The organism is Streptomyces sp. NPDC091387 (assembly GCF_044756945.1).
GTDB lineage: Bacteria > Actinomycetota > Actinomycetes > Streptomycetales > Streptomycetaceae > Streptomyces.
In genome coordinates this window covers 463951-490679 of sequence record NZ_JBIVTZ010000002.1, presented here as the reverse complement: position 1 = coordinate 490679, position 26729 = coordinate 463951, and the positions used below count along the sequence as shown (strand labels likewise).

Here is a 26729-nt window from a genome sequence, read left to right as displayed (position 1 = left end):
CTCCCCCGGCTCAGGCCACCGACGCGCTCTCCGACGGCGCCGCGGACTCGTCCGCGCTCGCGCTCGTCACCCCCGACGGCCCACTCGCGGAGTCCGACGAGCCGGGCAGACCCGGCTCGTCCGTCGCGCTGTCCGTGGGCGACGGGGTGTCACTCGGCGACGGGGTACTCGGCGACTCACTCGTCGGCGGCGGATTCGACTTCGTCGGCCCGGGCGACTTGGTCGGCTTGTCCGAGGGACTCGGCCCGTCGCTCGACGGGTTGCCGGAGGAGGACGGGGTGTCCTGCGGGGCGCTGCTCCCCGGGGAGGGACTCCCGCTCCCGGTCGGCGCGGCCTCGCTCCCCGTCGGCCCCGGTGTCGACGACGTGGCGCTCGGCGCCGGAGCGGGCGGAACCGCGTGGTCCGTCGACTCGTCGGCCGGGAGCTCGTTCTCGCTGCCGTCGTCCTCGCTCACCGACTGCTCGGTCGAGACAGCGGGGTCGTCCTGCGGATCGCTGTTCGACGTCAGCCCGAGCGTCACCACCGTGCCGAGCACACCTGCGAGCAGCACACCCGCACCGGCGGCGACCAGGTTGCGCCGCGCCCCGCCCAGTACCGCGAAGCGGCCGCCCGTCCCGCTCCCGGCGCCCTTCGGAGCGGTCTGCCGGGACATGACGGCGGTCTCGTCCGCGTACGACCGCGGCATCGTCACCGGCAGCCCGACCGTCGGGCCGCCGGGCGAGGACGCCTCGAAGCGGCCGGCCGGTATCTCCTCGTTCAGGGGCACACCGCCTGCCGCCGGCCCGCCGGAGAGGTCCTCGACCAGGGCGAGCGCCCGGCGTCCGGCCACGGCGCCCGGCTTGTCGGCCAGGGCCCCGCGCATGCTGATGGAGGTCTCCAGCTCGGCCCTGGCCCGGTCCGGATGGCCGGTACAGAGCGCGAGTACGCCCAACTCGTGGTGGAAGTAAGCCTCTTCGGCGACCTCGCCGGCGATCCGGGCCGCCTCCTGGCCGATCCGCAGGGACTTCTCCCAGGCGCTCCAGTGCAGCCCGGCCGCGAAGGCGGGCGAGGCGCTGCGGGCCAGCAGCACGGCGACGCTGGTCTGTCCGGCGCCGTCCCCCGGCACCAGCTGCGTCATCGCCGCGAGGATCGCGTCGGACTCGGCGACCGCCCGTGCGGGGGTGACGGAGGGGTGACCGGCCCACCAGGCGTAGTGCTGGGCCGCCGTACGGGCCCGGCCCGTGGCGTCGTCCCCGTATCCGGCGGCCTCCAGTTGGGCGACCACACCGGCGGCCAGCCGGTAGCGGGACCCGGCCGGGGAGAGCAGCCCGCAGCCCGCCAGTTCGCCGAGCGCGGCGTCGGCGTGGGTGTCCCCCACGAGCGCCGGCAGATGCGCCTGGTGCGGCACCTCGCCGCCCAGCGCGACCGCGAAGCGCAGGGTGTCGCGTGCGGCCCCGCTCAGCCGTGAGGCGAGCAGCGCGGCGGGCGCGGCGCCCTCGCCGAGGCTGGGCAGCGGCAGTTCGGGGGCCTCGGCCGGGAACGGCGCCTCCGCGGGCCGGCTGTCGAGGTAGCCGTACTCGTCGTACGTGGTGGGGTCGGCCCGCAGCAGGTCGCGCTGGCGCAGCAGGGCGCCCGCCTGGACGAAGCGCAGCGGAAGGCCCTCGGACTCGAACCAGAGGTCGCCCGCCCAGTTGGTCTCCTCCTCGGTGAGCGGCCGTTCGACCACCCGCTCCATCAGGACGACCGAGGCCGCGCCGTCCAGTCCGGCGAGGAAGACCTCTTCGAGGTGGGAGTCGGCGCCCGGTGCGGCGACGTCGGGCGTCGCGGCGAGCAGGAAGGCGCATTCGGGCGTCGCGTCGAACAGTTCGTCCAGCGCGGCGCCGCCGAACTCCAGGTCGTCCAGGACGACGACGGCACCGGTGGTGCGCAGCTTCGCCAGCAGCAGTGCCCGGTCAGGGCGGTGCAGCGGTGCGTGGTGTACGGCGTCGAAGAGTCCGTACAGCAGATCGGTGACGGTCCGCTTGTGGCCGCTGAGCCGTACGACTCCGTCCGGTGCGAGCTGAGCGCAGTCGGCGGCGACGGCGTCGAGGAGCGCGGTTCGGCCGGATCCGGCCGGTCCGGTGAGCCGTACCGAGCGTCCGCGGGCCAGCAGCCGTACCAGCCGCTCGCGTTCGTCCTCGCGCTGCAGGAGGGGCAGCTGGAGAACCGGCGGGCCGGGTGGCACGGGGGGCGCGGCGGCCCGTTCGCGGTCGGCGCGCTCGGCGGGGGTGCGCCGGACCGGTTCGGCGGGCTGCTCGCCCGGCCGGCACGGTTCGACCTCGCTGCCGTCGACCGGGTTGATCGTGAGCAGGAGGTCGCCCGATATGAGCGGGACGATACGTGCCTGTTGCGGTGTTTGCTGACCGAAATCCGGGGTCAGCGGATCGCGGGTGGGACGCCGTCGGCCGGCGTCCTGCGCGGAGCCGTTCCTGTCGTGGCCGAACTCATCCGGCCCCCGGTGTGTCGGGTCCATCGCCAAAGCCCCCAAGACGCGTCGAGCACGGTTGCCCCTCCCGGCCTCGCACGTCCAGCTGTCGCTTCCGGTCCGGTGTCAGCCAGGTGGGTCCGTCAATCGGCAGACGGCCGAACCCTAAACCTCCGCACAGTATCTACGAACATCCGGGGTGCCGTGCCGCCCGACAGATCACGGTCTCGTGAGGATTGTGCGGCTTCGGCCGCGGGGTGCGAACGGGGGTCCGCCGCCGCCCGGGACCTCAGACACGCGGCAGGGACTCCGCCGCGATTCCGCCCTCGATGGCCAGGATGCGGTGCAGTCTGGTGGCCACCAGAAGGCGTTGCATCTGCGGCGGCACTCCGCGGAGCACCAGCCGCCGTCCGGCTCGTCCGGCGCGTCTGTGCGCGCCCATGATGACACCGAGTCCGGTGGCATCCCATGAATCCAGCTCGGTCAGGTCCAGCACCAGATCGCCGACTCCGTCGTCGAGGGCCGAGTGCAGGACCGTACGGGCGTCCGCCGCGCTTCGGACGTCGAGGCGGCCCCCGACGACCAGCTCGGCGTGGTCGCCCCTGATGTGCATATGCGCTCCCCTGGAATGCTCCGTGGCAAGGTCCGGCTGTCTGAAACTGCCTCTGCCCCAACTGACTGCGGCAGCGACAGGGAAGTTGCCGTCTGTAAGCGAACCGATACCGAATTCACTCCGTGGAGTGACTGAGGCCCGCCCTGGATCCGGTGCGGATCCGCTGATCCCGGGAGGCGACCCCCGGGGCCTCCGAGCCTGATTGACGGCGGATCAGGCAGCAGACGACCAAAAACGATCAGTAGGTGTAAAAGCCCTGCCCGCTCTTGCGGCCGATGTCACCTGCATCGACCATCCGGCGCATCAGCTCCGGAGCGGCGAACTTCTCGTCCTGGGATTCCGTGTAGATGTTGCCGGTGGCGTGCAGCAGGATGTCGACGCCGGTCAGGTCCGCGGTCGCGAGCGGGCCCATGGCGTGGCCGAATCCCAGCTTGCACGCGATGTCGATGTCCTCGGCCGAGGCGACGCCCGACTCGTACAGCTTGGCGGCCTCGACGACCAGCGCCGAGATCAGCCGGGTGGTGACGAAGCCGGCCACGTCCCGGTTGACCACGATGCAGGTCTTGCCGACCGACTCGGCGAACTCCCGCGCGGTGGCGAGGGTTTCGTCGCTCGTCTTGTAGCCGCGTACGAGCTCGCAGAGCTGCATCATCGGCACGGGCGAGAAGAAGTGCACGCCGACGACGCGCTCCGGGCGCTCCGTCACGGCCGCGATCTTGGTGATCGGGATGGCGGAGGTGTTGGACGCGAGCACGGCGTCGTCCCGGACGATCCCGTCGAGGGCCCGGAAGATCTCGTGCTTCACCTCCAGCTTCTCGAAGACCGCCTCGACGACGACATCCGCGTCGGCGACCGCGTCGAGGTCGGTGGTCGTGGTGATGCGGGCGAGCGCGGACTCGGCGTCGGACGCCGCGAGCTTGCCCTTGGCGACGAACCTGTCGTAGGAAGCCTTGATGCCGTCACGGCCACGGGTCAGGGCCTCGTCGGTGACATCGCGCAGCACCACGTCCCAGCCCGCCTGGGCGGACACCTGCGCGATGCCGGACCCCATGAGTCCGGCTCCGATGACGGCGAGCTTCCTGGCCACGTTGGCACCCCTGCTTTCCCTGCGGTTCTCGTCGATGCTCTCCGGCGGAGGTTAGTCCCCGTGAGGGGCGCTGGGGTCGCTAAGAGATGCGCGTCACGTCTCAAATGACGGACATCACACCGGCGGGCGTCATTCGGTGGTGCGCCGGGCGTAGTTGAGGACCTTTTCGCTCAGCAGGTGCTCCATGTCGTCGAGCAGGCACAGGGCTTCGCGGGAGACCTCGGCCGGCGAACTGCCGGCCACCATCTCGCGTCCGATGAGAGCCAGAAGCGTGGTGTGCACTCAGTTGATCTGCCCGGCCATGAGCGACGGCAGCGGGTCCTCCGGACGCGCTCTCCCACTTCATGCCGCTGCGGTATCCGGTGGACGCGATCCGGGACGGCTACACCGGCCACTACGCCACCACCTCCATGCTCCACGGCGTGCTGGTCGCCCTCGGCTTCGCGACACCGGCCGTGACAGTGGGCACACGCGTCTTCCGCGGGGCGGGCGCGTAACTAGGCTGACCGCATGGTCAATCTGACACGTATCTACACCCGTACCGGCGACCAGGGCACCACCGCCCTCGGCGACATGAGCCGGACCGCCAAGACCGATCTGCGGATCTCCGCGTACGCCGACGCCAACGAGGCCAACGCGGCCATCGGGGCGGCCATCGCGCTCGGACAGCTCACCGATGACGTCGTGAAGGTCCTCGTCCGCGTGCAGAACGACCTCTTCGACGTGGGCGCGGACCTGTCGACGCCGGTCGTCGAGGAACCGGAGTACCCCCCGCTGCGGGTCGAGCAGTCCTACGTCGACAAGCTGGAGGCGGACTGCGACCACTTCCTGGAGCAGACGGAGAAGCTCCGCAGCTTCATCCTGCCGGGCGGCACACCGGGCGCGGCGCTGCTGCACCAGGCGTGCACCGTCGTGCGGCGCGCCGAGCGCTCCACCTGGGCGGCGTTCGAGGTGCACGGCGAGGTGATGAACCCGCTGACGGCGACGTATCTCAACCGGCTCTCCGACCTGCTGTTCATCCTCGCCCGGGTGGCGAACAAGGAGGTCGGCGACGTGCTGTGGGTGCCGGGCGGCGAACGCTGAGGGCGAGCGGGCCCGGCACCTACTCCGCGTCCCGCTCCGGATCCCGCCCCGGATTCCTCTTCGGGAACAACGTGTAGCTCGCCGCGATCACCAGGTTGATCCCGATCACGAACAGCATCGTCTGCTGCCAGGACCGCAGCGACGCCAGGTCCCCGTCGCCCCCCACGTACCAGACCGCTCCTTGGAGCAGCGCCAGCGCCGTCACCGCGGCCAGCGTCCACCGCCCGGCCACCCGCCACTCGTGCACCGCCCGCGCCGTCCCGTACTTCGGCGGCCTCACCGGTGGCGGGCCGCCGGCGAAGCGGTGGGCGACGCGCTCGTCGACCCAGCGGATCGTGGAGTGCCCGAGGCCCACCGTGAAGCCGATGTACACGGCGGCGAGGCCGTGTTTCCAGTCCGGAGCGGCGCCGTTCTTCAGGTCGACGGCCGTCACCACCAGCAGGATCACCTCCAGCAGCGGTTCGCACAGCAGCAGCGCGCCGCCGAGCCGCGGCTTCTTCGCCACGTACCGCAGCGCGAGTCCCCCGGCCAGCAGCACCCAGAAGGCGATCTCGCAGAGAACGATCAGTGTGACGATCACGGTCCCGCTCCTTTCTCTCCCCTCCAGCCTCCCCACCGGGACGCGCCCGGTCGTCGACCGGAGTGACGAACCGGCGCTGCATCCTTCGATGTAGTCGCGGCTCACCCCTGGTACGGACGTCCGGTGACGGACCGCCGTGTTGGATGGGAGGGTGTTCTCTCCTCCCCGCCCCCACCGGGACGACGTCCTCATCGCGGTCAGCGGTCTGCTCGGCGGAGTGGTGCTGTGGCTGCTCGGTCTGCACATGCAGAACGGCCGGCCCCTCGACGCCCCCGGGATCGAGCTGGTCCCGCTCGCCGTGATGTCGGTGCTGGCGCTGCTGCGCAGAAGCGCGCCGCAGTCCGCCCTGGTCATCGGCACCCTCGCGCTGGTCATGGACCAGTTCACGGCCGGGAACCTGGCGACCGTGCTGCTGTACACCGACGTCATGTACGCGGCCGTGCTGTACGGCACTCCGGCGGCCGCCCGGCGGATCCCGGTGACCACCTTCCTGATCACGGTCACCGTCACGATCGGCTTCCTGGCCTGGTTCCGCAGTGCAGAGGCGCTGCTCATCGGCATCGTCACCGGACTGGTCTCGTTCGTGCCCGCCCTCACCGGGGTCAGTGTGCGCAACCACCGCGACGCCGCGGAGACCGAGCGGCTGCGCGCCGATCAGACGGCTCTGCTGGCGGAGATGGACCGGGCTCAGGCGGTGACCGCCGAACGGGCCCGGATGGCGCGCGAGCTGCACGACATGGTGGCCAACCATCTCTCCGCGATCGCCATCCACTCCACCGCGGCGCTGTCCATCGACACACCGGAGACGTCCCGGAACGCCCTCGGAGTCATCCGGGAGAACAGCGTCGACGGTCTGGCCGAAATGCGCCGTCTGATCGGGCTGTTGCGTACGAACGGACCGGATCCCGGCCCCAGCAGCTCCCCGACCCTCGGCTCGCTGGACGCCCTGGTCGAGCAGCACCGTACGAACGCCGCGTCCAGCGGGCTGACCTGCGTGCTCGATGACTCCCGCAGCGAGACCGGTCCGCTGCCGGCGCCGGTCGAGCTGGCCGCGTACCGGATCGTGCAGGAGTCCCTGACGAACGCGCTCAAGCACGCCGGGCCCGGCCCGGTCACGGTCCGGCTGGGGCAGGCGGGGCGGCGGCTGACGGTGGAGGTCACCAGCGTCCTCGGGAACCGGCCGGGACCGCGTGCGCCCGGTTCCGGGGCCGGACTGATCGGGATGCAGGAGCGGGTGGCGCTGCTCGGCGGGGACATCGAGGCGGGGCCGGTGTCCACCGGGAGCGGGACGAAGATCTGGCGTGTACGGGCTGAACTGCCCGTCGGGGAAGGGAGCGTGAGGGCATGACGATCCGGGTTCTGGTGGCCGAGGACCAGTCCGCGGTGCGTGCGGGGCTGGTGCTCATCCTGGGCAGCGCACCGGACATCGAGGTCGTCGGGGAGGCCGGCGACGGGGAGGCGGCGGTGCGGCTGGCCCGTGAGCTCCGCCCCGACCTGGTGCTGATGGATGTCCAGATGCCCAGGCTCGACGGGGTGTCGGCGACGAAGCAGGTGGTCGCGGAGCGGCTGGCGGATGTGCTGGTGCTGACGACGTTCGACCTGGACGAGTACGTCTTCGGCGCGCTCCGGGCCGGGGCGTCGGGCTTCCTGCTGAAGGACACCGAGGCGCACGGCCTGCTCGAAGCGGTACGCACGGTGGCGCGCGGCGAGGGCCTGATCGCCCCGGCGGTGACGCGCCGGCTGATCGCGGAGTTCGCCGGTGCCACCTCCGCACCGCCCCGGACGCCGGACCGGGCGGTGCTGGACGCCCTCACCAGGCGCGAGCGCGAAGTGCTGAGCTGTCTGGGCGAGGGCCTGTCGAACGCCGAGGTCGCGGTGCGGCTGTCCATGGCGGAGGCGACGGTGAAGACGCACGTCAGCAGGCTGCTGGGGAAGCTGGAGCTGCGCAGCCGGGTCCAGGCGGCGGTGCTGGCCCAGGAGTTGGGCGTCTGAGGTTTAGCAGCACCCGGCTCCGTTCTTTGGTCTGGACCTCTTGACGATTGGTCCAGACCTTCCTAATCTCACCGAACACACTGCGGTGAGTACGCCATGACAAGGCGCACTCAGGGCGGCGCAGGGTTGCAGTCGACGGACCACCCCCGTTTGTCCGGACCTCACCCGAGGAGCACCGTTGAGCACTGAGACCCCCCGCCGGACCCGATTCAGATTCGGGGCCGGGAAAGCCACCAGATCACGAGCCGTCGCGGGCCTCACCGCACTGCTCCTTCCCCTCGCCGCGATGGTCGGCATGGCCTCCCCGGCCGAAGCAGCGACCTCGGCGACCGCCACGTACCTCAAGAAGTCCGACTGGGGCAGCGGATTCGAGGGCCAGTGGACGGTGAAGAACACCGGCACCACCGCCCTCAGCTCCTGGACCATCGAGTGGGACTTCCCCTCCGGCACCGCCGCCGGCTCCGCCTGGGACGCCACCGTCACCAGCTCCGGCACCCACTGGACCGCCAAGAACCTCGGCTGGAACGGCTCGGTCGCACCGGGCGCCAGCGTCTCCTTCGGCTTCAACGGCACCGGCTCCGGCTCCCCCACGGGCTGCAAGCTGAACGGCGCCTCCTGCGACGGCGGCAGTGTCCCCGGTGACAACGCCCCCTCCGCCCCCGGCACCCCCACCGCGAGCGCCGTCACCGACACCTCGGCGAAGCTGAGCTGGAGCGCGGCCACCGACGACCACGGCATCAAGAACTACGACGTCCTGCGGGACGGCGCGGTCGTCGCCACGGTCACCGGCACCACGTACACCAACACCGGCCTCACCGCCGGCACCGACTACTCGTACACCGTGCGGGCCCGCGACACCGCCGACCAGACCGGTCCGGCCAGCGGCGCGGTCAAGGTGCACACCACCGGCGGCGGGGGCACCGACCCCGGTACCGGTGACAAGGTCAACCTCGGCTACTTCGCCGAGTGGGGCGTCTACGGCCGGAACTACCACGTCAAGAACCTGGACACCTCCGGTTCCGCCGCGAAGATCACCCACATCAACTACGCCTTCGGCAACGTGACCGGCGGCAAGTGCGCGATCGGTGACTCCTACGCCGACTACGACAAGGCGTACACCGCCGACCAGTCGGTCGACGGCGTCGCCGACACCTGGGACCAGCCGCTGCGCGGCAGCTTCAACCAGCTGCGCAAGCTCAAGGCGAAGTACCCGCACATCAAGATCCTCTGGTCGTTCGGCGGCTGGACCTGGTCCGGCGGCTTCGGCCAGGCGGCACAGAACCCCGCCGCGTTCGCCCAGTCCTGCTACGACCTCGTGGAGGACCCCCGCTGGGCCGATGTCTTCGACGGCATCGACATCGACTGGGAGTACCCCAACGCCTGCGGTCTGACCTGTGACACCAGCGGCCCGGCCGCGCTGAAGTCCCTCACCTCCGCGCTGCGCACCAAGTTCGGCAGCAACAACCTGGTGACCGCCGCCATCACGGCCGACGGCTCCGCGGGCGGCAAGATCGACGTCGCCGACTACGCGGGCGCCGCGCAGTCGCTGAACTGGTACAACGTGATGACGTACGACTTCTTCGGCGCCTGGGACGCGAAGGGTCCGACGGCTCCGCACTCCCCGCTCACCCCGTACACCGGCATCCCGAAGGCCGGCTTCTCCTCGTCCGAGGCCATCGCCAAGCTGAAGGCCCAGGGCGTCCCCGCCTCGAAGCTGCTGCTCGGCATCGGCTTCTACGGCCGCGGCTGGACCGGCGTCACCCAGGACGCGCCCGGCGGTACCGCCACCGGCGCCGCCCCGGGTACGTACGAGGCGGGCATCGAGGACTACAAGGTCCTCAAGAACACCTGCCCGACCACCGGCACCATCGCCGGCACCGCCTACGCGCACTGCGGCACCAACTGGTGGAGCTACGACACCCCGGCCACCATCTCGTCCAAGATGGCCTGGGCGAAGACCCAGGGCCTGGGAGGCGCGTTCTTCTGGGAGTTCAGCGGGGACACCAGCAACGGTGAACTCGTGAGCGCGATGAACAGCGGCCTCAAGTAGTCACCACCGCACCGCATCCCGCGTAACCGCCGAAAAAGCACCGGGGAGACAGGTCCGCCCCCTGTCTCCCCGGTTTCCGTCTGTGTGGTGCGAGGCCTCGGGCCACGTTCACCCTCCCCCAGACTCCGTCCGGGAGGTGCCCCCTTCCAGCGAGGCCCCTATTTAAGCGACATTGACTCGCTGGCCGGGCGGTGCCGCCTCCAGCCAGGCGAGGAACCCGGTCAGGGCGTCCTCGCTCATCGCCAGCTCCAGGCGGGTCTCCCGGTGGAGACAGCCGAGCACGACGGCGTCGGAGAGCAGCGCGAGCTCCTCCTCGCCCTCGGGCAGCCGACGGGCGACCACCTCGATCGAGGACCGCTCCAGCACCCGGCGCGGGCGCGGGGAGTAGCTGAAGACCCGGAACCAGTCGACCTTGTCCCCGTGGTAACGGGCGACCCCGTACACCCAGCCCTTGCCCGAGAGATCGGGCTCCACCGGCACGTTCCAGCGCAGGCTGCAGTCGAAGGTCCCGCCGGAGCGCTGAATCAGCCGCCGGCGCAGACCGAAGACGAAGAGACCAACCGCGACCAGTGCGACGACCAGCCCGCCCACCCACAGCGCGAGGAACATCTCCACCGACCTCCTCGCGTCATCGAGTAAACGGATACCGCCCGGACTTCACCTGCACCTGCATCGCCTCAGCCGCGACACGGTCTGGAGAGGTCTCCAGCTCGGGCCGCGGCTGAGGGTAAAGACGTTTCGCGGGGTGGCTAGTGCACCGCCACCGCACGCAGTCGCACATCGGCGCGGCGCTCGGCGGCGCCGTCCGTGTCCGACTTCGCACGTTCCAGCGCACGCTCGGCGCGCTGGACATCGATCTCGTCCGCCAGCTCGGCAATCTCCGCCAGCAGCGAGAGCTTGTTGTCGGCGAACGAGATGAAACCGCCGTGCACCGCGGCGATGACAGTGGAGCCATCGCTCGTACGGATCGTCACCGGGCCCGATTCCAGCACACCCAGAAGCGGCTGGTGACCGGGCATGACGCCGATGTCGCCGGACGTGGTGCGCGCGACGACCAGGGTGGCCTCGCCGGACCAGACACTACGGTCCGCCGCGACCAGCTCGACGTGCAGCTCAGCAGCCAAGGGTGGCTCCTCGGGTCACCACCCGGCGGTCATGCCGGGTGTTGGGTCAATTCTACGGGGCGTGGTGAGGGGGACGGGACACACCCGCCCCCCTCGGTGAGCCGGAGGCTCAGGAGACGCCGAGCTCCTTGGCGTTGGCCTTGAGGTCCTCAATGCCACCGCACATGAAGAACGCCTGCTCGGGGAAGTGGTCGTACTCACCGTCGGCGATCGAGTTGAACGCGGCGATCGACTCGTCGAGCGGAACGTCCGAACCGTCCACGCCGGTGAACTGCTTGGCGACGTGGGTGTTCTGCGACAGGAAGCGCTCGATGCGACGGGCGCGGAAGACGGTGAGCTTGTCCTCCTCGCCGAGCTCGTCCATTCCGAGAATGGCGATGATGTCCTGGAGGTCCTTGTACTTCTGAAGGATTCCCTTGACCCGCATGGCGGTGTCGTAGTGGTCCTTCGCGATGTAACGCGGGTCCAGGATCCGGGACGTGGAGTCCAGCGGGTCCACGGCCGGGTAGATGCCCTTCTCGGAGATCGGACGGGAAAGAACCGTCGTCGCGTCGAGGTGGGCGAAGGTGGTGGCCGGAGCCGGGTCGGTCAGGTCGTCCGCGGGGACGTAGATCGCCTGCATCGAGGTGATCGAGTGACCACGGGTCGACGTGATGCGCTCCTGGAGGAGACCCATCTCGTCGGCCAGGTTCGGCTGGTAACCCACCGCGGACGGCATACGGCCGAGCAGGGTGGACACCTCGGAGCCGGCCTGGGTGTACCGGAAGATGTTGTCGATGAAGAAGAGCACGTCCTGCTTCATCACATCGCGGAAGTACTCCGCCATGGTCAGACCGGCCAGCGCGACCCGCAGACGGGTGCCCGGGGGCTCGTCCATCTGACCGAAGACAAGCGCCGTCTTGTCGATGACGCCGGACTCGGCCATCTCCTCGATGAGGTCGTTGCCCTCACGGGTACGCTCACCGACGCCCGCGAACACCGACACACCGTCGTGGTTGTTGGCGACGCGGTAGATCATTTCCTGGATCAGAACGGTCTTGCCGACACCGGCACCACCGAACAGACCGATCTTTCCACCCTTGACGTACGGGGTGAGAAGGTCGATGACCTTGACGCCGGTCTCGAACATCTCGGTCTTCGACTCGAGCTGGTCGAAGGCGGGCGCCTTGCGGTGGATCGGCCAGCGCTCGGTGACCTCGGACTCGGCCTCGGGCTTGTTCAGGATCTCACCAAGGGTGTTGAACACCTTTCCCTTGGTCATCTCGCCGACCGGCACCGTGATGCCGGCGCCCGTGTTGGTCACCGGGGCCTGGCGGACCAGACCGTCGGTGGGCTGCATCGAGATCGCGCGGATCACGCCGTCGCCGAGGTGCTGGGCAACCTCGAGCGTCAGCTTCTTGATCTTGCCGTCCTCGGCCGGGTCGGCCACCTCGACGGTCAGCGCGTTGTAGATCTCCGGCATCGCGTCGACGGGGAACTCCACGTCGACGACCGGGCCGATGACCCGGGCGACGCGGCCCGTGGCAACGGCCGTCTCAACTGTGGTCGTCATTACTTGTCACTCCCCGCGGTCGCGTCGGCCAGCGCACTGGCACCACCGACGATCTCGCTGATTTCCTGGGTGATTTCGGCCTGGCGGGCCGCGTTGGCAAGCCGGGAGAGGCTCTTGACGAGCTCCCCGGCGTTGTCGGTGGCCGACTTCATCGCGCGGCGGCGGGCAGCGTGCTCGGAAGCAGCGGCCTGCAGCAGCGCGTTGTAGATCCGGCTCTCGACGTACCGCGGAAGCAGGGCGTCCAGGACGTCCTCCGCCGACGGCTCGAAGTCGAACAGCGGCAGGATCTCTCCCTTGCCGTCCTCGTCCTTCGTGATGTCGAGGCTGAGCGGCAGCATCCGGTTGTCCACCGGGTTCTGCGTCATCATCGAGACGAACTCGGTGAAGACGATGTGCAGCTCGTCCACGCCACCTTCGGCGGTCTCCTGGGTGACCGCCTCGATCATCGGGGCGGCCGCCCGCTTCGCATCCGCGTACGTCGGGCTGTCGGTGAAGCCGGTCCACGACTCCGCGACCTTGCGCTCGCGGAAGTTGTAGTAGGCGACACCCTTGCGGCCGATCACATACGTGACGACCTCCTTGCCCTCACCGCGCAGCCGCTCGGTCAGCTGCTCCGCGGCCTTGATGGCGTTGGAGGAGTAACCGCCGGCCAGACCGCGGTCGCTCGTGACGAGCAGGATCGCGGCCCGTGCCGGAGTCTCGGCCTCGGTGGTCAGCGGGTGCTTGGTGGTCGAACCGGTGGCCACCGCGGTGACCGCACGGTTCAGCTCGGTGGCATACGGCATCGAGGCCGCCACCTTGCGCTGCGCCTTGACGATGCGCGAGGCGGCGATCATCTCCATCGCCTTGGTGATCTTCTTCGTGGCGGTGACGGAGCGGATGCGGCGCTTGTAAACGCGAAGCTGAGCGCCCATCGATCAGCCCTCGCCCAGAAGCTTGCCGTCCGAGGTCTCGAACTGCTGCTTGAAGGCGGCAACCGCGTCGGCGATCGACTGCAGCGTGTCGTCGGACATCTTGCCGCCCTCGACGATGCTGGTCAGGAGGTCCTTGCGCTCGCGGCGCAGGTACTCCAGCAGCTCGCTCTCGAAGCGACGGATGTCCTCGACCGGGACGTCGTCCATCTTGCCCGTGGTGCCGGCCCAGACCGAGACGACCTGCTCCTCGACCGGGAGCGGGGCGTACTGCGGCTGCTTCAGCAGCTCGACCATGCGCTTACCGCGCTCCAGCGAAGCCTTCGAGGCCGCGTCCAGGTCGGAACCGAAGGCGGCGAACGCCTCCAGCTCACGGTACTGGGCGAGGTCCACGCGAAGCCGGCCGGAGACCTGCTTCATGGCCTTGTGCTGGGCGGAGCCACCGACGCGCGAGACCGAGATACCGACGTTCAGAGCCGGACGCTGGCCGGCGTTGAACAGGTCGGACTCCAGGAAGCACTGGCCGTCGGTGATGGAGATGACGTTGGTCGGAATGAACGCCGACACGTCGTTCGCCTTGGTCTCGACGATCGGGAGGCCCGTCATCGAACCGGCACCCATCTCGTCGGAGAGCTTGGCGCAACGCTCCAGCAGACGCGAGTGGAGGTAGAAGACGTCGCCCGGGTAGGCCTCGCGGCCCGGCGGACGGCGCAGCAGAAGCGACACGGCGCGGTACGCGTCGGCCTGCTTCGACAGGTCGTCGAAGATGATCAGGACGTGCTTGCCCTGGTACATCCAGTGCTGACCGATGGCCGAACCGGTGTACGGCGCCAGGTACTTGAAGCCGGCCGGGTCGGACGCCGGGGCGGCGACGATGGTCGTGTACTCGAGCGCGCCGGCCTCTTCGAGGGCACCGCGCACAGAGGCGATGGTGGAGCCCTTCTGACCGATGGCGACGTAGATGCAGCGCACCTGCTTGTTCACGTCGCCCGAGCGCCAGTTGTCGCGCTGGTTGATGATCGTGTCGACAGCCAGCGCGGTCTTACCCGTCTGACGGTCACCAATGATCAGCTGACGCTGGCCGCGGCCGATCGGCACCATGGCGTCGACGGCCTTGTAGCCGGTCTGCATCGGCTCGTGCACCGACTTACGGACCATGACGCCAGGGGCCTGCAGCTCGAGGGCGCGCCGGCCGTCGGTCGCGATCTCGCCGAGACCGTCGATCGGGGTGCCGAGCGGGTCGACGACGCGGCCGAGGTAGCCCTCGCCGACGCCGACGGAGAGCACCTCACCGGTGCGCTGCACCGGCTGGCCCTCCTCGATTCCGCTGAACTCGCCGAGGACGATCGCACCGATCTCGCGCTCCTCGAGGTTGAGGGCGAGACCGAGGGTGCCGTCCTCGAACTTCAGCAGCTCGTTCGCCATGGCGGAGGGCAGGCCCTCCACCTTCGCGATGCCGTCGCCGGCAACGCTGACCGTACCGACCTCCTCGCGCGAGGCCGCGTCCGGCTTGTACGACTGGACAAAGTTCTCCAGCGCATCCCGGATCTCCTCCGGCCGGATCGTGAGCTCCGCCATCTGGGTTCCCTGCTCTCCTTGTTGGGCCCGAAGTTTCTTAAGGGGGTCTGGGGGCCGACCCCCAGGAATCTTCTGCAATTTCTGCACGGCCCAACCGGGCCGCTGGTCTTGCTCTGTCTCTGTTGTTGCGCCGGGCCTGGTCAGCCGGCCATCCGCCGGGTCGCCTCGTCGAGACGCTCCGCGATGGTGCCGTTGACGACCTCGTCACCGACCCGCACCGTGACTCCGCCGAGGACCTCGGGGTCCACGTCGAGATTCAGGTGCATCTGGCGGCCGTAGATCTTCGCCAGGGCGGCGCCGAGGCGCTGCTTCTGCCGATCGCTCAGCGGCACTGCCGAGGTGACGATCGCGACCATGCGGTCACGACGCTCCGCGGCGAGCTTGGACAGGGAGTCGAGTCCCTCTTCCAGGCTACGTCCCCGGGGCTGGGTGACAAGCCGCACGATGAGGCGCTCGGTGACGGGCCGCGCCTTTCCGCCGAGCAGGCTGCGCAGCAGCTCGCCCTTGGCGGCGGGGGTCGCGGTCCGGCTGGTGAGCGCGGCGCGCAGCTCCGGGTCCGAGGCGACGATCCGGCCGAACCGGAACACCTCGTCCTCGACGTCGTCGAGGTCACCGCTGCGCTGGGCGGCGGTGAGGTCCGCGGTGTTCGCCAGTTCCTCGACCGCGTCGACCAGGTCACGCGAACGCGACCAGCGCGAGCGGACCATGCCGGAGACCAGATCGACGGCTTCGCCGCCCACCTGGCCGCGCAGCAGACGCCCGGCCAGCTCGGCCCTGGCCTCGCCGGCCTGGGCCGGGTCGGTCAGGACCCGGCGCAGCGACACCTCGCGGTGCAGCAGCGCCGTGACTCCGGCCAGGTCCTCGGCGAGCTTCGCCACATCGACCGACGTGCTGTCGGTCAGTGCGTCGAGACGCTCGCGTGCGGCAGCCAGTGCCTCGCGGCTCGCGCCGTTCATCGGACGGCCTCGGCCTTCGCCTCGAGCTCGTCGAGGAAGCGGTCGACGGTGCCGCTCTGCCGGGCGTGGTCCTCAAGGGACTCGCCGACGAGCTTGCCGGCCAGGTCGGTGGCGAGCTTGCCCACGTCCTGGCGCAGCGCGGACGCCGCGGCCTTGCGGTCGGCCTCGATCTGGGCGTGGCCCGCAGCGACGATCTCCTCGCGCTGCCGCTGGCCTTCCGCCCGCATTTCCTGCAGGATCACGGCGCCCTGCTCCTGCGCCTCCTGGCGCATACGAGCGGCTTCGTGGCGGGCCTCGGCGAGCTGAGCCTTGTACTGCTCAAGCACGCTCTGGGCCTCGGTCTGGGCCGCATCGGCCTTTTCGATACCGCCTTCGATGGCCTCGCGACGCTCTTCCAGAACCTTGTTGATGTTCGGGAGGAGCTTCTTGGCGAGGAAGCCGAAGACGATGACAAAGGCGATGAAGCCAATGACGAGCTCAGGAATCGGCGGGATGAGCGGGTTTTCCGCTTCCTCCGCCGCGAGCTGAACCAGAGGGTTCACGTCAGTGCCTTCCGTCGAATGGGCTGTTCGCGACCGGTCAGGAGGTCGGGTAGACGAACGGCATGACCAGACCGATCAGGGCGAGCGCCTCACAGAAGGCGAAGCCGAGGATCTGGTTGGCGCGGATGAGACCGGCAGCCTCGGGCTGACGGGCGAGCGCCTGGGTGCCGTTACCGAAGATGATGCCGACGCCGACGCCGGGGCCGATCGCGGCGAGGCCGTAACCGATGGAGCCGAGGTTGCCCTTGATTTCGACGCTGGTGGCGGCGAGGGTCTGGAGAGCAGACATGCCGGTTCTTCCTTCTCTTTCTTGGTCCAGTGGGGGTTGGCCACCGGGTGCTTCAGGAGGTGGGTGCTCAGTGGCCCTTGGCGAGAGCGCCCTGGATGTAGCTGCAGGTCAGCAGGACGAACACATAGGCCTGAACAGCCTGGATAAAGAGCTCGAACGCGGTCATCACGATGACCATGACGAACGAGACACCCGCGTAGGCAATGCCGATGCCGTTGAGCAGGTACCAGCTGGCGATCGTGAAGAGCAGCAGCAGAGTATGGCCCGCGAACATGTTGGCGAAGAGCCGGACGGCGTGCGTGAACGGCCTGACCAGCAGGTTCGAGAAGAGCTCGATGGTCATCGAGAGCGGAAGGACCGCGCCAAGGCTCTTGTCGTAGCCCGTGAAGTTCTTGAGGGCTCCGACAAAACCGTGCTTCTTGAAGGTCAGGCTGACCCATAGGACGTACACGACCGCGGCGAGCGCGGCCGGGTACGCGATGATCGCCGTCACCGGGAACTGGGCGACCGGAATGATGGACCAGAGGTTCATCATCCAGACGAAGAAGAACAGCGAGACGACGAGCGGGACGTACTTGTCGCCCTCGCGCTTGCCGATCGTCTCGTAGACGACGCCGCGGCGTACGAAGTCGTAGCCGGCCTCGGCCACCATCTGCAGCTTGCCCGGAATGAGCTTCGGCCTGGCGAAAGCGGCCCAGAAGAAGCCGACGATGATGACCGAGCCGACCAGCGCCAGCAGCATCGTCTTGTTGAAGTACAAGTTGCTGTCCCCGTCGCCCCAGAGGGGCTCGAACAGGAACGAGTGCAGACCGGGAGCCGGGAAACCACAACCGTTGTTCTGGAAGATGTGGCAATCGGTCTCGAAGGCGAGCACCTGTGTCGGGTCAGCACTCACCGCGGGCTCCTTCAGCGTGGCGCATAGGTACGGCAACCTCGTTGTGTCGGCGCGGCGCGCAGCCGCGGTTCGGCACTGGACTGGTGTTTCGGATGTGTGAGCGGCAGTCAGGCATTGAGCCTCGCGATCGAGCAGGCGTCAGCTCACATGCCCGCGCCCGCGGTGCCGCAGTTGGAACCGGACGATAGCAGGGTCCTGAACTCGCCCTTATCCCGCCCCTACCCTTCACGACCTGGACCCAGTGTTCTTGGGCTTCTCACCCTTGTCGGACTCCGACTCGGGCTCGACGTAAAGGATCTTGGCCTTCATGTGCGCACGCGCCTGTGCGCCGATCCACACGAGAGTCGTCGCGACCAGCGTGATCGCGAAGGCCTTCGGGTTGAACATCGTGGTGTTCTTGAATACGGCGACAAAGATGAACAGCAGAAGCAACTGAGCCGTGTACAGCATCAGCCCCATCGCCTGGAACAGGTGGGGCAGGGACTTGGCGGTCCGTTGCAGGACCACGAGCCCGATCCCCATGAAGAGGATGACCACGATCGTCGCAACGATCGCGCCCAGGGCTCCCTTGCCACCGGCGACGCCAGCGCTGATCGCGGCGGCAACAGCGCCGGCGACAGCGGTGGGTACGGCGGTCTGGAGGAGAGTCCGGACGTCGTTGGACGGCATGGCGGCAGCTCCGCTTGCTGGGGGTTGGCAGTGTGTCGTCATGGACGAGCGTAGGCCCGGTCCGAGTCGAAGCCTCGGGGCCAAGAGACCGTGCTACTCAGGTCCTTCGGCTCTGTCACCGGGTTCGTGAACGGTATCACAAACTATTTGATGAGGTCTTTACCAAGAAAGTGTGCTCGCTGTCACACTTGAGTGGGAACAAGCGCGCGTGAGCAAGACAACCCAACGGCTTGTCTGGTATTGCCCATTGATGCCCGAATCATCGACGTGTGGAATCAGTCTCACGCCGGTCCGAAAATCGCGAACGGGGGCCAATGGCGGTCGCCCCGTTGACGCCCGAGACCCCTGCGGCGACCGGGGCCCGTGGAGGCGCCTCAGCCCCCTCCTGCCCCATCTGCGCGTCCAGCGGCTCCCGTTGGTCTTCCGGCCCCTCCTCGGACGCGGCCGCGGGCTCCTCGACCCGGCGCCGCCGCCGGTAGCGGGGCGGCACGATGCGCTGCGCCCACAGCGGGGCGCGCGGGGTGAAGCGGGGCATCAGGAGCAGGATCAGGCCGAGCGCGCTCAGGCCCACGATCACCAGGACGATCCACATCGACGCCGAGTGCACGGAGTAGCCGACCGCGCCGAAGGCGATCAGGGCCGACCAGAAGTACATGATCAGCACCGACCGGCTGTGCGAGTGGCCGATCTCCAGCAACCGGTGGTGCAGGTGGCCGCGGTCCGCCGCGAACGGCGACTGGCCGTTCCAGGTTCGCCGCACGATCGCCAGCACCAGGTCGGCCGCCGGGATCGCGATGATGGTGAGCGGCAGCAGCAGCGGGATGAAGACCGGCAGCATCGCGTGGGTCGCCTGGCGCTCGCTGCCCTCGAAGATCTTCATGGTGTCCGGGTCGACCTGGCCGGTCACGGAGATCGCGCCGGCGGCCAGGACGAGGCCGATCAGCATCGAGCCGGAGTCGCCCATGAAGATCCGGGCCGGATGCATGTTGTGCGGCAGGAAGCCGAGGCACATGCCCATAAGGATCACCGTGAAGAGCGTCGCGGGGGCGGCCGCCTCGATCGTGTGTCCGTACCAGAGCCGGTAGGTGTAGAGGAAGAACGCGGCGGACGCGATGAGGACCATGCCGGCCGCCAGGCCGTCCAGGCCGTCGACGAAGTTCACCGCGTTGATCGTGATGACGACCAGGGCGACCGTGAGCAGCGTGCCCTGCCACTGGGTGAGGGCGACGGTGCCGACGCCGGGGATCGGCAGCCACAGGATCGTCAGGCCCTGGAGGACCATGACCGCCGCGGCGATCATCTGCCCGCCCAGCTTGATCAGGGCGTCGATCTCGAACTTGTCGTCCAGCACGCCGATCAGCCAGATCAGCGCGGCTCCGGAGAGCAGCGCCCGCGGCTCGCTGGAGAGGTCGAAGACGCCGTCGAGGTTGGCCAGGTGATCGGCGACGATCAGACCGGCGCACAGCCCGCCGAACATGGCGATGCCGCCGAGCCTCGGGGTCGGTTCCCGGTGGACGTCACGCGCACGGATCGCGGGCATCGCCCCGACCGCGATGGCGAACTTCCGCACCGGGCCGGTGAGCAGATACGTCACCGCCGCCGTGACACAGAGCGTCAGCAAGTAATCACGCACGGGCTGCCCCACAAATGTCGCCGGCCATCTCAGCCCACACCTTAGCCCGACCGGCACACGCGCCCGGTCGGGCCGACTACGCCGGCCTCACGGTTGAGGACACCGAGGTACCCGTAATGGTTGCACCGGCCACCCTCATTCGGGACAAAGGGCCTATGTCACGCCGGGTACGGCGGAAATTTCGCCGCCAGTTCCCGTACCTCCGTAAGGACGTCGCCCTCCTCGCGCACCGCCGTACCGAACAGCGCCGCGAGCCGTGCCATGGCGGCGTCCCCCATGCCCTGGGTGGTGACGGCCGCGGTGCCCAGCCTGATGCCCCGGGCGTCACCGTAGGGAAGCGCGCAGGTGTCCAGCACCAGGCCCGCCGCCGCCAGCCGGGCGCGGGCGGTGTGGCCGTCCACGCCGAGCGGGGCCGGGTCCGCGACGATCAGGTGGGTGTCCGTGCCGCCGGTGGTGACCTCGAAGCCCTCGGCCTCCAGACCGGCGGCGAGCACCCGGGCGTGGGACACCACACGGTGGGCGTACGCGGCGAAGGCCGGGGTCGCCGCCTCGTGGAACGCGACGGCCTTCGCGGCCACCGTGTGCATCTGGGCGCCGCCCTGGGTGAACGGGAAGACCGCCCGGTCGATCCGCTCCGCCAGCTCCGCGCCGCACAGGATCATGCCGCCGCGCGGCCCGCGCAGCACCTTGTGCGTGGTGGCGCAGACGACGTCCGCGTACGGAACGGGGTTCGGCGCCGCTCCCCCGGCGATCAGCCCCATCGGGTGCGCGGCGTCGGCGATGAGGTACGCGCCCACCTCGTCGGCGATCTCACGGAACCTCTCGTGGTCCGGGTGGCGCGGATAGGAGATGGAGCCGCTGACGATCGCCTTGGGGCGGTGGGTGCGGGCCAGGGTGCGGACCTGGTCGTAGTCGATCAGTCCGCTCTCGGAGTCCACTCCGTAGCCGATGAACTCGAACCAGCGCCCGGAGAAGTTGGCGGGTGAGCCGTGGGTGAGGTGTCCGCCGTACGGGAGTCCCATCGCGAGGACCGTGTCGCCGGGCCGCAGCAGGGCCGCGTACGCCGCGAGGACGGCAGAGGAGCCGGAGTGCGGCTGGACGTTGGCGTGCTCGGCGCCGAAGAGCGCGGTGGCCCGGCGGACGGCGATGCGTTCGGCGGCGTCCGCCTGTTCGCAGCCGCCGTGGTGCCGCTTGCCGGGGTAACCCTCGGCGTACTTGTTGGCGAGCGGCGAGCCAAGCGCGGCCAGGACCGCGGGCGAGGTGAAGTTCTCGGCGGCGGTCAGCTGCAGTGTGCCGGACTGCCGGCGCAGCTCCGCCAGCAGCACGTCGGCGATCTCCGGGTCCTCCCGGAGCAGCGCGTCGAAGTCCTGCGGCAGGGCGACCGTGGGTGCGGCGGGGGCGGTGACCGGCATCGGGGGCTCCGGGCCTGGGAGGAGTGCGCTGACGTCAGCTCCAATGTAGGCCCGCGACGGGCCCGCTGCCCGCTGTCACACCCCGCGGTGCACCCGTCCGGCCCCCGCGCCGGTCAGCGCGGAGTCGATACGCCCGTCAGCGCGGTGACGACCGGTTCCAGGGCCTGGTTGATCTCGTCGCCGATGGACCGGAAGAACGTGATCGGGGCGCCGTACGGGTCGTACACCTCGTCGGCCTCCGCGGTCGGGGCCAGCAGCCAGCCGCGCAGCGCGGCGGCGGCGCGCACCAGCGCGCGGGCGCGCTCGACGACGCCCTCGTCCTTCGCGTCCGGCAGCGTCGCGTGGTCTATCGCCCGGACCAGCCGGGTGAACTCCTTGAGCGTGAAGGTCCGCAGACCGGCCGAGTGACCCATCGAGATCACCTGGGCCCGGTGGTCGCGGGTGGCGGTGAGCACCAGGTCGGCGCGGATCACGTGCTCGTCCAGCAGCTCACGGCCGACGAACCCGGTGGCGTCGGCGCCGAAGTCGGCGAGGACCACCTCGGCGTTGGCCTCCATCGGGGCGCCCTCGTGCCCCCAGGTGCCGGCACTCTCCACGATCAGGCCGCCCTGGAGCGGGTCGCCGAGGCGGTCCACGAGGGCATGGCGGGTCAGCCGCTCGGTGATCGGTGAGCGGCAGACATTGCCGGTGCTGACGTGGAGGATGCGGAAAGTGTCGGTCTGCCCCGCTATGCCACGCCCCTCAGGGGCGGTCAATTGGCCACCTCGAGGTCGGGTACCACCTTGCGCAGCTCCTCCGCGGAGAGCGCGCCGGCGCGCAGCAGGACCGGCACCTTGCCGGTGACGTCGACGATCGAGGACGGGACGATGCCCGGCGTCGGACCGCCGTCGAGGTAGACGGAGACGGAGTCGCCCAGCATCTCCTGGGCGGCGTCGCAGTCCTCGGGCGAGGGGTGTCCGGTGAGGTTGGCACTGGAGACGGCCATCGGGCCGACCTCGGTGAGCAGCTCGATGGCGACCGGGTGCAGCGGCATCCGGATGGCGACGGTGCCGCGGGTGTCACCGAGGTCCCACTGCAGGGACGGCTGGTGCTTGGCGACGAGCGTGAGGGCGCCGGGCCAGAAGGCGTCGACCAGCTCCCACGCCTGCTCGGAGAAGTCGGTGACCAGGCCGTGCAGGGTGTTCGGCGAACCGATCAGGACGGGCGTCGGCATGTTGCGGCCGCGGCCCTTGGCGTCCAGCAGGTCGGCGACGCCCTCGGAACTGAAGGCGTCCGCACCGATCCCGTACACCGTGTCGGTGGGCAGCACGACCAGTTCGCCGCGGCGGACGGCGGACGCGGCCTCGCGCAGACCCGTCGTACGGTCCGTCGCGTCGTTGCAGTCGTATCGCCGTGCCATCAGCCGGCCTCCTCAAGCATGTTCGGGTAGGGCTGGTACGGGTCGTGCGGGTGGTGGCCGCCGGTCACGGCATCGCCTTGCGGGCCGTGGCGAACCGGGGACGGTTGTTCAGGTCGGGGTGGTCGGCCGCGTCGGCCCAGCCCCGCTCCTCGGTGAAGATCCACGGCACCTGGCCGCCCTGGGTGTCGGCGTGCTCGATGACGACGAGGCCGCCGGGGCGCAGCAGGCGGTGCGCGGTGCGCTCGATGCCGCGGATGGTGTCGAGGCCGTCCTCACCGGAGAAGAGAGCCATCTGGGGGTCGTGGTCGCGGGCCTCGGGGGCCACGTACTCCCATTCGGTGAGCGGGATGTACGGCGGGTTGGAGATGACCAGGTCGACCTGTCCGTCGAGCTCGGGAAGGGCCGTCAGTGCGTCTCCGCGGTGCACGGTGACCCTGGAGTCCTCTGCGTTCTTCCTGGTCCATTTGAGGGCGTCCTCGGACAGCTCCACGGCGTGCACGCGCGAGCGCGGCACCTCCTGGGCCATGGCGAGGGCGATGGCACCAGAGCCCGTGCACAGGTCGACGATCAGCGGCTCGACCACGTCCATCGCGCGCACGGCGTCTATCGCCCAGCCGACGACCGACTCGGTCTCCGGGCGGGGCACGAAGACACCGGGCCCCACCTGGAGCTCCAGATAGCGGAAGAAGGCGCGTCCGGTGATGTGCTGGAGCGGTTCGCGGGCCTCGCGCCGGGCGATGGTCTCCCAGTAGCGGGCGTCGAAGTCGGTGTCCGGCACGTTGTGCAGCTCGCCCCGCTTGACGCCGTGCACGAACGCGGCGAGTTCCTCCGCGTCGAATCTCGGCGAAGGCACACCGGCGTCGGCCAGCCGCTGGGTGGCCTGGGCCACCTCGGCGAGCAGCAGGTTCATCGCGGTTCTCCGTACAGGTTCACGAGCGGTGCGGGTGGTGGAGCTTACGCGGCGGCGAGCTTGGCGGCGGAGTCGGCGTCGACACAGGCCTGGATCACGGCGCCCAGGTCACCGTCGAGCACCTGGTCCAAGTTGTACGCCTTGAAGCCGACGCGGTGGTCCGAGATGCGGTTTTCCGGGAAGTTGTAGGTACGGATCTTCTCGGAGCGGTCGACCGTGCGCACCTGGCTGCGCCGTACGTCGGAGGCTTCCTGCTCGGCGGCCTCCTGGGCGGCGGCGAGGAGCCGCGAGCGCAGGATGCGCATGGCCTGCTCCTTGTTCTGGAGCTGGCTCTTCTCGTTCTGGCAGGACGCCACGACGCCGGTGGGCAGGTGCGTGATGCGGACGGCGGAGTCCGTGGTGTTGACGGACTGGCCGCCGGGGCCGGACGAGCGGTAGACGTCGATCCGCAGGTCGTTGGCGTGGATCTCGACGTCGACCTCCTCCGCCTCGGGCGTGACCAGCACACCGGCGGCGGAGGTGTGGATGCGGCCCTGGGACTCGGTGGAGGGCACGCGCTGCACACGGTGCACGCCGCCCTCGTACTTCATCCGGGCCCAGACGCCCTGGCCGGGTTCGGTGGCCCCGTTGCCGCCCTTGGTCTTCACGGCGACCTGGACGTCCTTGTAGCCGCCGAGCTCGGACTCGGTGGAGTCGATGATCTCGGTCTTCCAGCCGACCCGCTCGGCGTAGCGCAGGTACATGCGCAGCAGGTCCCCGGCGAACAGGGCGGACTCGTCGCCGCCCGCGCCCGCCTTGATCTCCAGGAGCACGTCCTTGTCGTCACTGGGGTCACGGGGTACGAGCAGGAGGCGGAGCTTCTCGGTGAGCTCCTCGCGCTCCTTCTCCAGGTCCTTGACCTCTGCGGCGAAGTCGGGGTCGTCGGCGGCGAACTCGCGGGCCGTCTCGATGTCCTCGCCGGTCTGCTTCCAGGAGCGGTACGTGGCGACGATCGGGGTCAGCTCGGCGTAGCGCTTGTTGAGCTTGCGCGCGTTGGCCTGGTCGGCGTGGACCGACGGGTCCGCGAGCTTCTTCTCGAGATCGGACTGTTCGCCGATCAGTTCCTCGACCGCCTCGAACATCTTCGGGCTCCTGGTTTCTTCGCTCGACGTACGGCCGGCCGGCGGGGGCGCCTGCCGGGCGGGATGCGGGGATGCCGTGTCCCGGCCGGAAAAAACGCCGGTCTCGGCGCCCCCGGGAAGAGGGCGCCGAGAACCGGCGCAGTGGCTCGCTACTTGCTGGCGGAGCCGGCGGCCTTGCCGAAGCGGGCCTCGAAGCGGGCCACACGGCCACCGGTGTCGAGGATCTTCTGCTTGCCCGTGTAGAACGGGTGGCACTCGGAGCAGACGTCCGCACGGATGGCGCCGCTGTCCAGGGTGGACCGGGTGGTGAACGACGCGCCACAGGTGCAGCTGACCTGGGTCTCGACGTACTGGGGGTGGATCTCGCGCTTCAAGGGTGTCTCCTAGTTTCGGGAGGGCGCCGGGTCGTACGCGCGGATTGCGTGTCCGTGAACCGGGGCCGACGTACCAGTCTGCCAGGACCGGCCGTATCTCCCAAAACCGGGGTCGGCCCGGAACTATTCCCGGGCGCTCCCGGTCACTGCACGATGTCGCCCGCGTCACCCTTGTCGCCCGCCGACTTCTCGGTGGCCGAGGCGGGGATCGGCTTGTCGTGCCGGAGCGCCGTCCACACCTGCTGTCCGGCCTTCTCCTGCGGTATGACGCGGTTCGGGTCGGCCGGGTCGTACTCGACCGGCAGGGTCACCATGTGGACGTCGTCGGCGCCGAGGCCCTTGAGTCCGTTGGCGAAGCCCGCGAGCTTCTTGACCGAGCCGAGGTCGGAGTCGGTCGTGATGGCCTTGGTCGCGGTGTCCGCGAGGCCGTACAGCTTGGTTCCGTCGAGGACGCCGACGCTCTTCGCCTGCACCATGAGCGCCTTGATGAAGGCCTGCTGGAGCTGGATGCGGCCCAGGTCGCTGCCGTCGCCGACGCTCTTGCGGGTGCGGACCAGGCCGAGCGACTGCTCACCGTCGAGGGTGTGGGTGCCCGGCTCCAGGTTCAGATGGCTCTTGGAGTCGTTGATCGCCTGCTTGGTGGTGATCTTGACCCCGCCGAGCTTGTCGATCAGCTTCTTGAAGCCGGTGAAGTCGACTTCGAGGTAGTGGTCCATCCGGATCCCGGACATCGACTCGACGGTCTTGACCGCGCAGGCCGGTCCGCCGACCTCGTACGCGGTGTTGAACATCGCGCGCTGTTGGCCCGCGACGTCCGCGCCGCTCTCGTCGCTCTCGCACTCGGGCCGGGTCACGAGGGTGTCGCGGGGGATGGAGACGACGCTCGCCGTCTTGTGGCCCTTGTTGACGTGGACGATCATCGCGGTGTCCGAACGGGCGCCGCCCTCGTCGGCGCCGTACTGCTGGTTCGCACCGGAGCGGGAGTCGGAGCCCAGGACGAGGATGTCCTCGGAGCCGTTGTCGACGTTGTGGGGGCGGTTCTTGCCGAGGGCGTTGTTGATGTCGACGGCCTTGAGATTGCCGTCGAGCTGGAAGTAGGCGTAACCGAGTCCCCCTCCGCCCACGACGACCAGGCCGGCCAGACTCCACGCGGCTATCACGGTCGCTCTGCGGCGGCGGGACGGCTTCCTCCGGCGCTTGCCGGTGGCCCGTATTCGGCTGTCGCTCCCGCTCTGCCCGGTCATCCGTCTCCTCGTTCCCTCGGCTGCTCTCCCGGCTACCCCCTGCTTGGTGTGCGGGTGTCCGTGCGCCGCTTTGTCGCTCTTCAGGTACGACGTCACGGCGACAAGAAGGGTTGCACAGGACGCCGTGGGCCCCGGGTGAGCGAGGAGCGGCCCCGGGGAGTGCGGGAACAGCCGGTGATCCGGCACTCACCTGCGGTTTCTTGCCCGGTACAGGCAACGTGGGGCGGGTGCGACGCCAGGTGACCGTGTGGCGAAGGTCTCGGACCGGCAAC

Annotated in this window: 26 protein-coding genes and 2 pseudogenes; 5 read left to right on the top strand and 23 right to left on the bottom strand. The window is 69.5% G+C overall.

The features are described 5' to 3' along the window. Positions 1–10: 10 nt before the first annotated feature. From ACIQM0_RS06475 to ACIQM0_RS06460, 4 genes and pseudogenes are all read right to left on the bottom strand, one after another. A complete protein-coding gene (locus ACIQM0_RS06475; RefSeq protein ID WP_401284015.1) occupies positions 11–2491 on the bottom strand; it encodes an ATP-binding protein in 2481 nt (826 codons plus the stop codon). A gap of 241 nt (positions 2492–2732) precedes the next feature. Next, a complete protein-coding gene (locus ACIQM0_RS06470) occupies positions 2733–3056 on the bottom strand; it encodes an STAS domain-containing protein (protein ID WP_018102617.1) in 324 nt (107 codons plus the stop codon). A 238-nt stretch (positions 3057–3294) separates the two neighbouring features. Beyond that, positions 3295–4143, bottom strand: coding sequence for a 3-hydroxyacyl-CoA dehydrogenase family protein (locus ACIQM0_RS06465; RefSeq protein WP_401284013.1), 849 nt, complete (start codon positions 4141–4143; stop codon positions 3295–3297). Between the two features lie 129 nt (positions 4144–4272). Then, a pseudogene (locus ACIQM0_RS06460) lies at positions 4273–4476 on the bottom strand (TetR/AcrR family transcriptional regulator); the annotation flags it as partial. On the opposite strand from ACIQM0_RS06460, the pseudogene ACIQM0_RS06455 reads away from it, so the two are divergent. Together ACIQM0_RS06455 and ACIQM0_RS06450 are read left to right on the top strand one after the other, a co-directional pair. Continuing rightward, a pseudogene (locus ACIQM0_RS06455) lies at positions 4470–4640 on the top strand (ABC transporter permease); the annotation flags it as partial. The pseudogenes ACIQM0_RS06460 and ACIQM0_RS06455 sit on opposite strands and share 7 nt — an antisense overlap. 13 nt (positions 4641–4653) lie before the next feature. Then, on the top strand, positions 4654–5226 hold the full coding sequence (locus ACIQM0_RS06450; RefSeq protein WP_401284011.1) for a cob(I)yrinic acid a,c-diamide adenosyltransferase: 573 nt from the start codon (positions 4654–4656) through the stop codon (positions 5224–5226). A 19-nt stretch (positions 5227–5245) separates the two neighbouring features. Here ACIQM0_RS06450 and ACIQM0_RS06445 read toward each other — a convergent pair whose 3' ends face one another. Further along, positions 5246–5806: a hypothetical protein gene (locus ACIQM0_RS06445; RefSeq protein WP_401284009.1), complete on the bottom strand. Its 561-nt coding sequence runs from the start codon at positions 5804–5806 to the stop codon at positions 5246–5248. A gap of 151 nt (positions 5807–5957) precedes the next feature. Between ACIQM0_RS06445 and ACIQM0_RS06440 the strand changes: the two genes are divergently transcribed. From ACIQM0_RS06440 to ACIQM0_RS06430, 3 genes are all read left to right on the top strand, one after another. Next, positions 5958–7154 (top strand): sensor histidine kinase, encoded by a 1197-nt coding sequence (locus tag ACIQM0_RS06440; RefSeq protein ID WP_401284007.1) that lies wholly within the window; start codon positions 5958–5960, stop codon positions 7152–7154. Beyond that, positions 7151–7798: a response regulator gene (locus ACIQM0_RS06435; protein ID WP_401284005.1), complete on the top strand. Its 648-nt coding sequence runs from the start codon at positions 7151–7153 to the stop codon at positions 7796–7798. Before ACIQM0_RS06440 ends, ACIQM0_RS06435 begins: the two co-directional genes overlap by 4 nt. Positions 7799–7976: 178 nt before the next feature. Further along, positions 7977–9848 (top strand): glycosyl hydrolase family 18 protein, encoded by a 1872-nt coding sequence (locus tag ACIQM0_RS06430; protein ID WP_401284003.1) that lies wholly within the window; start codon positions 7977–7979, stop codon positions 9846–9848. Positions 9849–10010: 162 nt separating this feature from the next. Here ACIQM0_RS06430 and ACIQM0_RS06425 read toward each other — a convergent pair whose 3' ends face one another. The 18 genes from ACIQM0_RS06425 to ACIQM0_RS06340 form a co-directional block, all read right to left on the bottom strand. Beyond that, positions 10011–10457, bottom strand: a complete 447-nt coding sequence (locus tag ACIQM0_RS06425; protein WP_363028783.1) for a DUF2550 domain-containing protein — start codon at positions 10455–10457, stop codon at positions 10011–10013. A 140-nt stretch (positions 10458–10597) separates the two neighbouring features. Next, positions 10598–10972, bottom strand: coding sequence for a F0F1 ATP synthase subunit epsilon (locus ACIQM0_RS06420; RefSeq protein WP_024490839.1), 375 nt, complete (start codon positions 10970–10972; stop codon positions 10598–10600). Positions 10973–11081: 109 nt separating this feature from the next. Further along, positions 11082–12524: a F0F1 ATP synthase subunit beta gene (gene atpD, locus ACIQM0_RS06415; protein ID WP_401284001.1), complete on the bottom strand. Its 1443-nt coding sequence runs from the start codon at positions 12522–12524 to the stop codon at positions 11082–11084. After that, a complete protein-coding gene (locus ACIQM0_RS06410; RefSeq protein WP_385035223.1) occupies positions 12524–13438 on the bottom strand; it encodes a F0F1 ATP synthase subunit gamma in 915 nt (304 codons plus the stop codon). Before ACIQM0_RS06410 ends, atpD begins: the two co-directional genes overlap by 1 nt. A gap of 3 nt (positions 13439–13441) precedes the next feature. Next, positions 13442–15013: a F0F1 ATP synthase subunit alpha gene (atpA, locus tag ACIQM0_RS06405; protein WP_363028761.1), complete on the bottom strand. Its 1572-nt coding sequence runs from the start codon at positions 15011–15013 to the stop codon at positions 13442–13444. Positions 15014–15153: 140 nt separating this feature from the next. Continuing rightward, positions 15154–15969 (bottom strand): F0F1 ATP synthase subunit delta, encoded by an 816-nt coding sequence (locus ACIQM0_RS06400; RefSeq protein WP_401283999.1) that lies wholly within the window; start codon positions 15967–15969, stop codon positions 15154–15156. After that, entirely contained in the window at positions 15966–16511 is a 546-nt protein-coding gene (locus ACIQM0_RS06395; protein WP_123523513.1) for a F0F1 ATP synthase subunit B, read from the bottom strand. The genes ACIQM0_RS06400 and ACIQM0_RS06395 overlap by 4 nt, the downstream gene beginning before the upstream one ends. A 37-nt stretch (positions 16512–16548) precedes the next feature. Beyond that, on the bottom strand, positions 16549–16800 hold the full coding sequence (locus ACIQM0_RS06390) for an ATP synthase subunit C (protein ID WP_037689279.1): 252 nt from the start codon (positions 16798–16800) through the stop codon (positions 16549–16551). Between the two features lie 67 nt (positions 16801–16867). Then, positions 16868–17695, bottom strand: coding sequence for a F0F1 ATP synthase subunit A (atpB, locus tag ACIQM0_RS06385; RefSeq protein ID WP_363028757.1), 828 nt, complete (start codon positions 17693–17695; stop codon positions 16868–16870). A 225-nt stretch (positions 17696–17920) separates the two neighbouring features. Next, entirely contained in the window at positions 17921–18364 is a 444-nt protein-coding gene (locus tag ACIQM0_RS06380; RefSeq protein ID WP_363028755.1) for a hypothetical protein, read from the bottom strand. 259 nt (positions 18365–18623) lie between these two features. After that, positions 18624–20009, bottom strand: coding sequence for an MraY family glycosyltransferase (locus ACIQM0_RS06375; RefSeq protein WP_401283996.1), 1386 nt, complete (start codon positions 20007–20009; stop codon positions 18624–18626). 146 nt (positions 20010–20155) lie between these two features. Next, positions 20156–21409 carry a serine hydroxymethyltransferase gene (gene glyA, locus ACIQM0_RS06370; protein WP_401283994.1) on the bottom strand — a complete coding sequence of 418 codons (1254 nt, stop codon included), beginning with the start codon at positions 21407–21409 and terminating at the stop codon, positions 20156–20158. A gap of 113 nt (positions 21410–21522) precedes the next feature. After that, entirely contained in the window at positions 21523–22164 is a 642-nt protein-coding gene (locus ACIQM0_RS06365) for a protein-tyrosine-phosphatase (RefSeq protein ID WP_073736886.1), read from the bottom strand. Next, entirely contained in the window at positions 22161–22808 is a 648-nt protein-coding gene (locus ACIQM0_RS06360; RefSeq protein ID WP_123461670.1) for an L-threonylcarbamoyladenylate synthase, read from the bottom strand. The genes ACIQM0_RS06365 and ACIQM0_RS06360 overlap by 4 nt, the downstream gene beginning before the upstream one ends. 64 nt (positions 22809–22872) lie before the next feature. Continuing rightward, positions 22873–23718 carry a peptide chain release factor N(5)-glutamine methyltransferase gene (gene prmC, locus ACIQM0_RS06355; RefSeq protein WP_073736887.1) on the bottom strand — a complete coding sequence of 282 codons (846 nt, stop codon included), beginning with the start codon at positions 23716–23718 and terminating at the stop codon, positions 22873–22875. A gap of 44 nt (positions 23719–23762) precedes the next feature. Continuing rightward, complete coding sequence (gene prfA, locus ACIQM0_RS06350; RefSeq protein WP_363028747.1) at positions 23763–24839, bottom strand: peptide chain release factor 1; 1077 nt, start codon at positions 24837–24839, stop codon at positions 23763–23765. Positions 24840–24988: 149 nt separating this feature from the next. Continuing rightward, on the bottom strand, positions 24989–25213 hold the full coding sequence (gene rpmE, locus ACIQM0_RS06345; RefSeq protein WP_123461667.1) for a 50S ribosomal protein L31: 225 nt from the start codon (positions 25211–25213) through the stop codon (positions 24989–24991). 143 nt (positions 25214–25356) lie between these two features. Continuing rightward, positions 25357–26457: an LCP family protein gene (locus ACIQM0_RS06340; protein ID WP_401283991.1), complete on the bottom strand. Its 1101-nt coding sequence runs from the start codon at positions 26455–26457 to the stop codon at positions 25357–25359. Positions 26458–26729 lie beyond the last annotated feature (272 nt).

What these genes read in the sequence shown, in the direction of transcription:
- ACIQM0_RS06475 (WP_401284015.1), bottom strand. Translation starts at nt 2,491, where the DNA reads ATGGACCCGACACACCGGGGGCCGGATGAGTTCGGCCACGACAGGAAC.
- ACIQM0_RS06470 (WP_018102617.1), bottom strand. Translation starts at nt 3,056, where the DNA reads ATGCACATCAGGGGCGACCACGCCGAGCTGGTCGTCGGGGGCCGCCTC.
- ACIQM0_RS06450 (WP_401284011.1), top strand. Translation starts at nt 4,654, where the DNA reads ATGGTCAATCTGACACGTATCTACACCCGTACCGGCGACCAGGGCACC.
- ACIQM0_RS06435 (WP_401284005.1), top strand. Translation starts at nt 7,151, where the DNA reads ATGACGATCCGGGTTCTGGTGGCCGAGGACCAGTCCGCGGTGCGTGCG.
- ACIQM0_RS06425 (WP_363028783.1), bottom strand. Translation starts at nt 10,457, where the DNA reads ATGTTCCTCGCGCTGTGGGTGGGCGGGCTGGTCGTCGCACTGGTCGCG.
- atpD (WP_401284001.1), bottom strand. Translation starts at nt 12,524, where the DNA reads ATGACGACCACAGTTGAGACGGCCGTTGCCACGGGCCGCGTCGCCCGG.
- ACIQM0_RS06410 (WP_385035223.1), bottom strand. Translation starts at nt 13,438, where the DNA reads ATGGGCGCTCAGCTTCGCGTTTACAAGCGCCGCATCCGCTCCGTCACC.
- atpA (WP_363028761.1), bottom strand. Translation starts at nt 15,013, where the DNA reads ATGGCGGAGCTCACGATCCGGCCGGAGGAGATCCGGGATGCGCTGGAG.
- ACIQM0_RS06400 (WP_401283999.1), bottom strand. Translation starts at nt 15,969, where the DNA reads ATGAACGGCGCGAGCCGCGAGGCACTGGCTGCCGCACGCGAGCGTCTC.
- ACIQM0_RS06390 (WP_037689279.1), bottom strand. Translation starts at nt 16,800, where the DNA reads ATGTCTGCTCTCCAGACCCTCGCCGCCACCAGCGTCGAAATCAAGGGC.
- ACIQM0_RS06380 (WP_363028755.1), bottom strand. Translation starts at nt 18,364, where the DNA reads ATGCCGTCCAACGACGTCCGGACTCTCCTCCAGACCGCCGTACCCACC.
- glyA (WP_401283994.1), bottom strand. Translation starts at nt 21,409, where the DNA reads ATGCCGGTCACCGCCCCCGCCGCACCCACGGTCGCCCTGCCGCAGGAC.
- ACIQM0_RS06360 (WP_123461670.1), bottom strand. Translation starts at nt 22,808, where the DNA reads ATGGCACGGCGATACGACTGCAACGACGCGACGGACCGTACGACGGGT.
- prmC (WP_073736887.1), bottom strand. Translation starts at nt 23,718, where the DNA reads ATGAACCTGCTGCTCGCCGAGGTGGCCCAGGCCACCCAGCGGCTGGCC.
- prfA (WP_363028747.1), bottom strand. Translation starts at nt 24,839, where the DNA reads ATGTTCGAGGCGGTCGAGGAACTGATCGGCGAACAGTCCGATCTCGAG.
- ACIQM0_RS06340 (WP_401283991.1), bottom strand. Translation starts at nt 26,457, where the DNA reads ATGACCGGGCAGAGCGGGAGCGACAGCCGAATACGGGCCACCGGCAAG.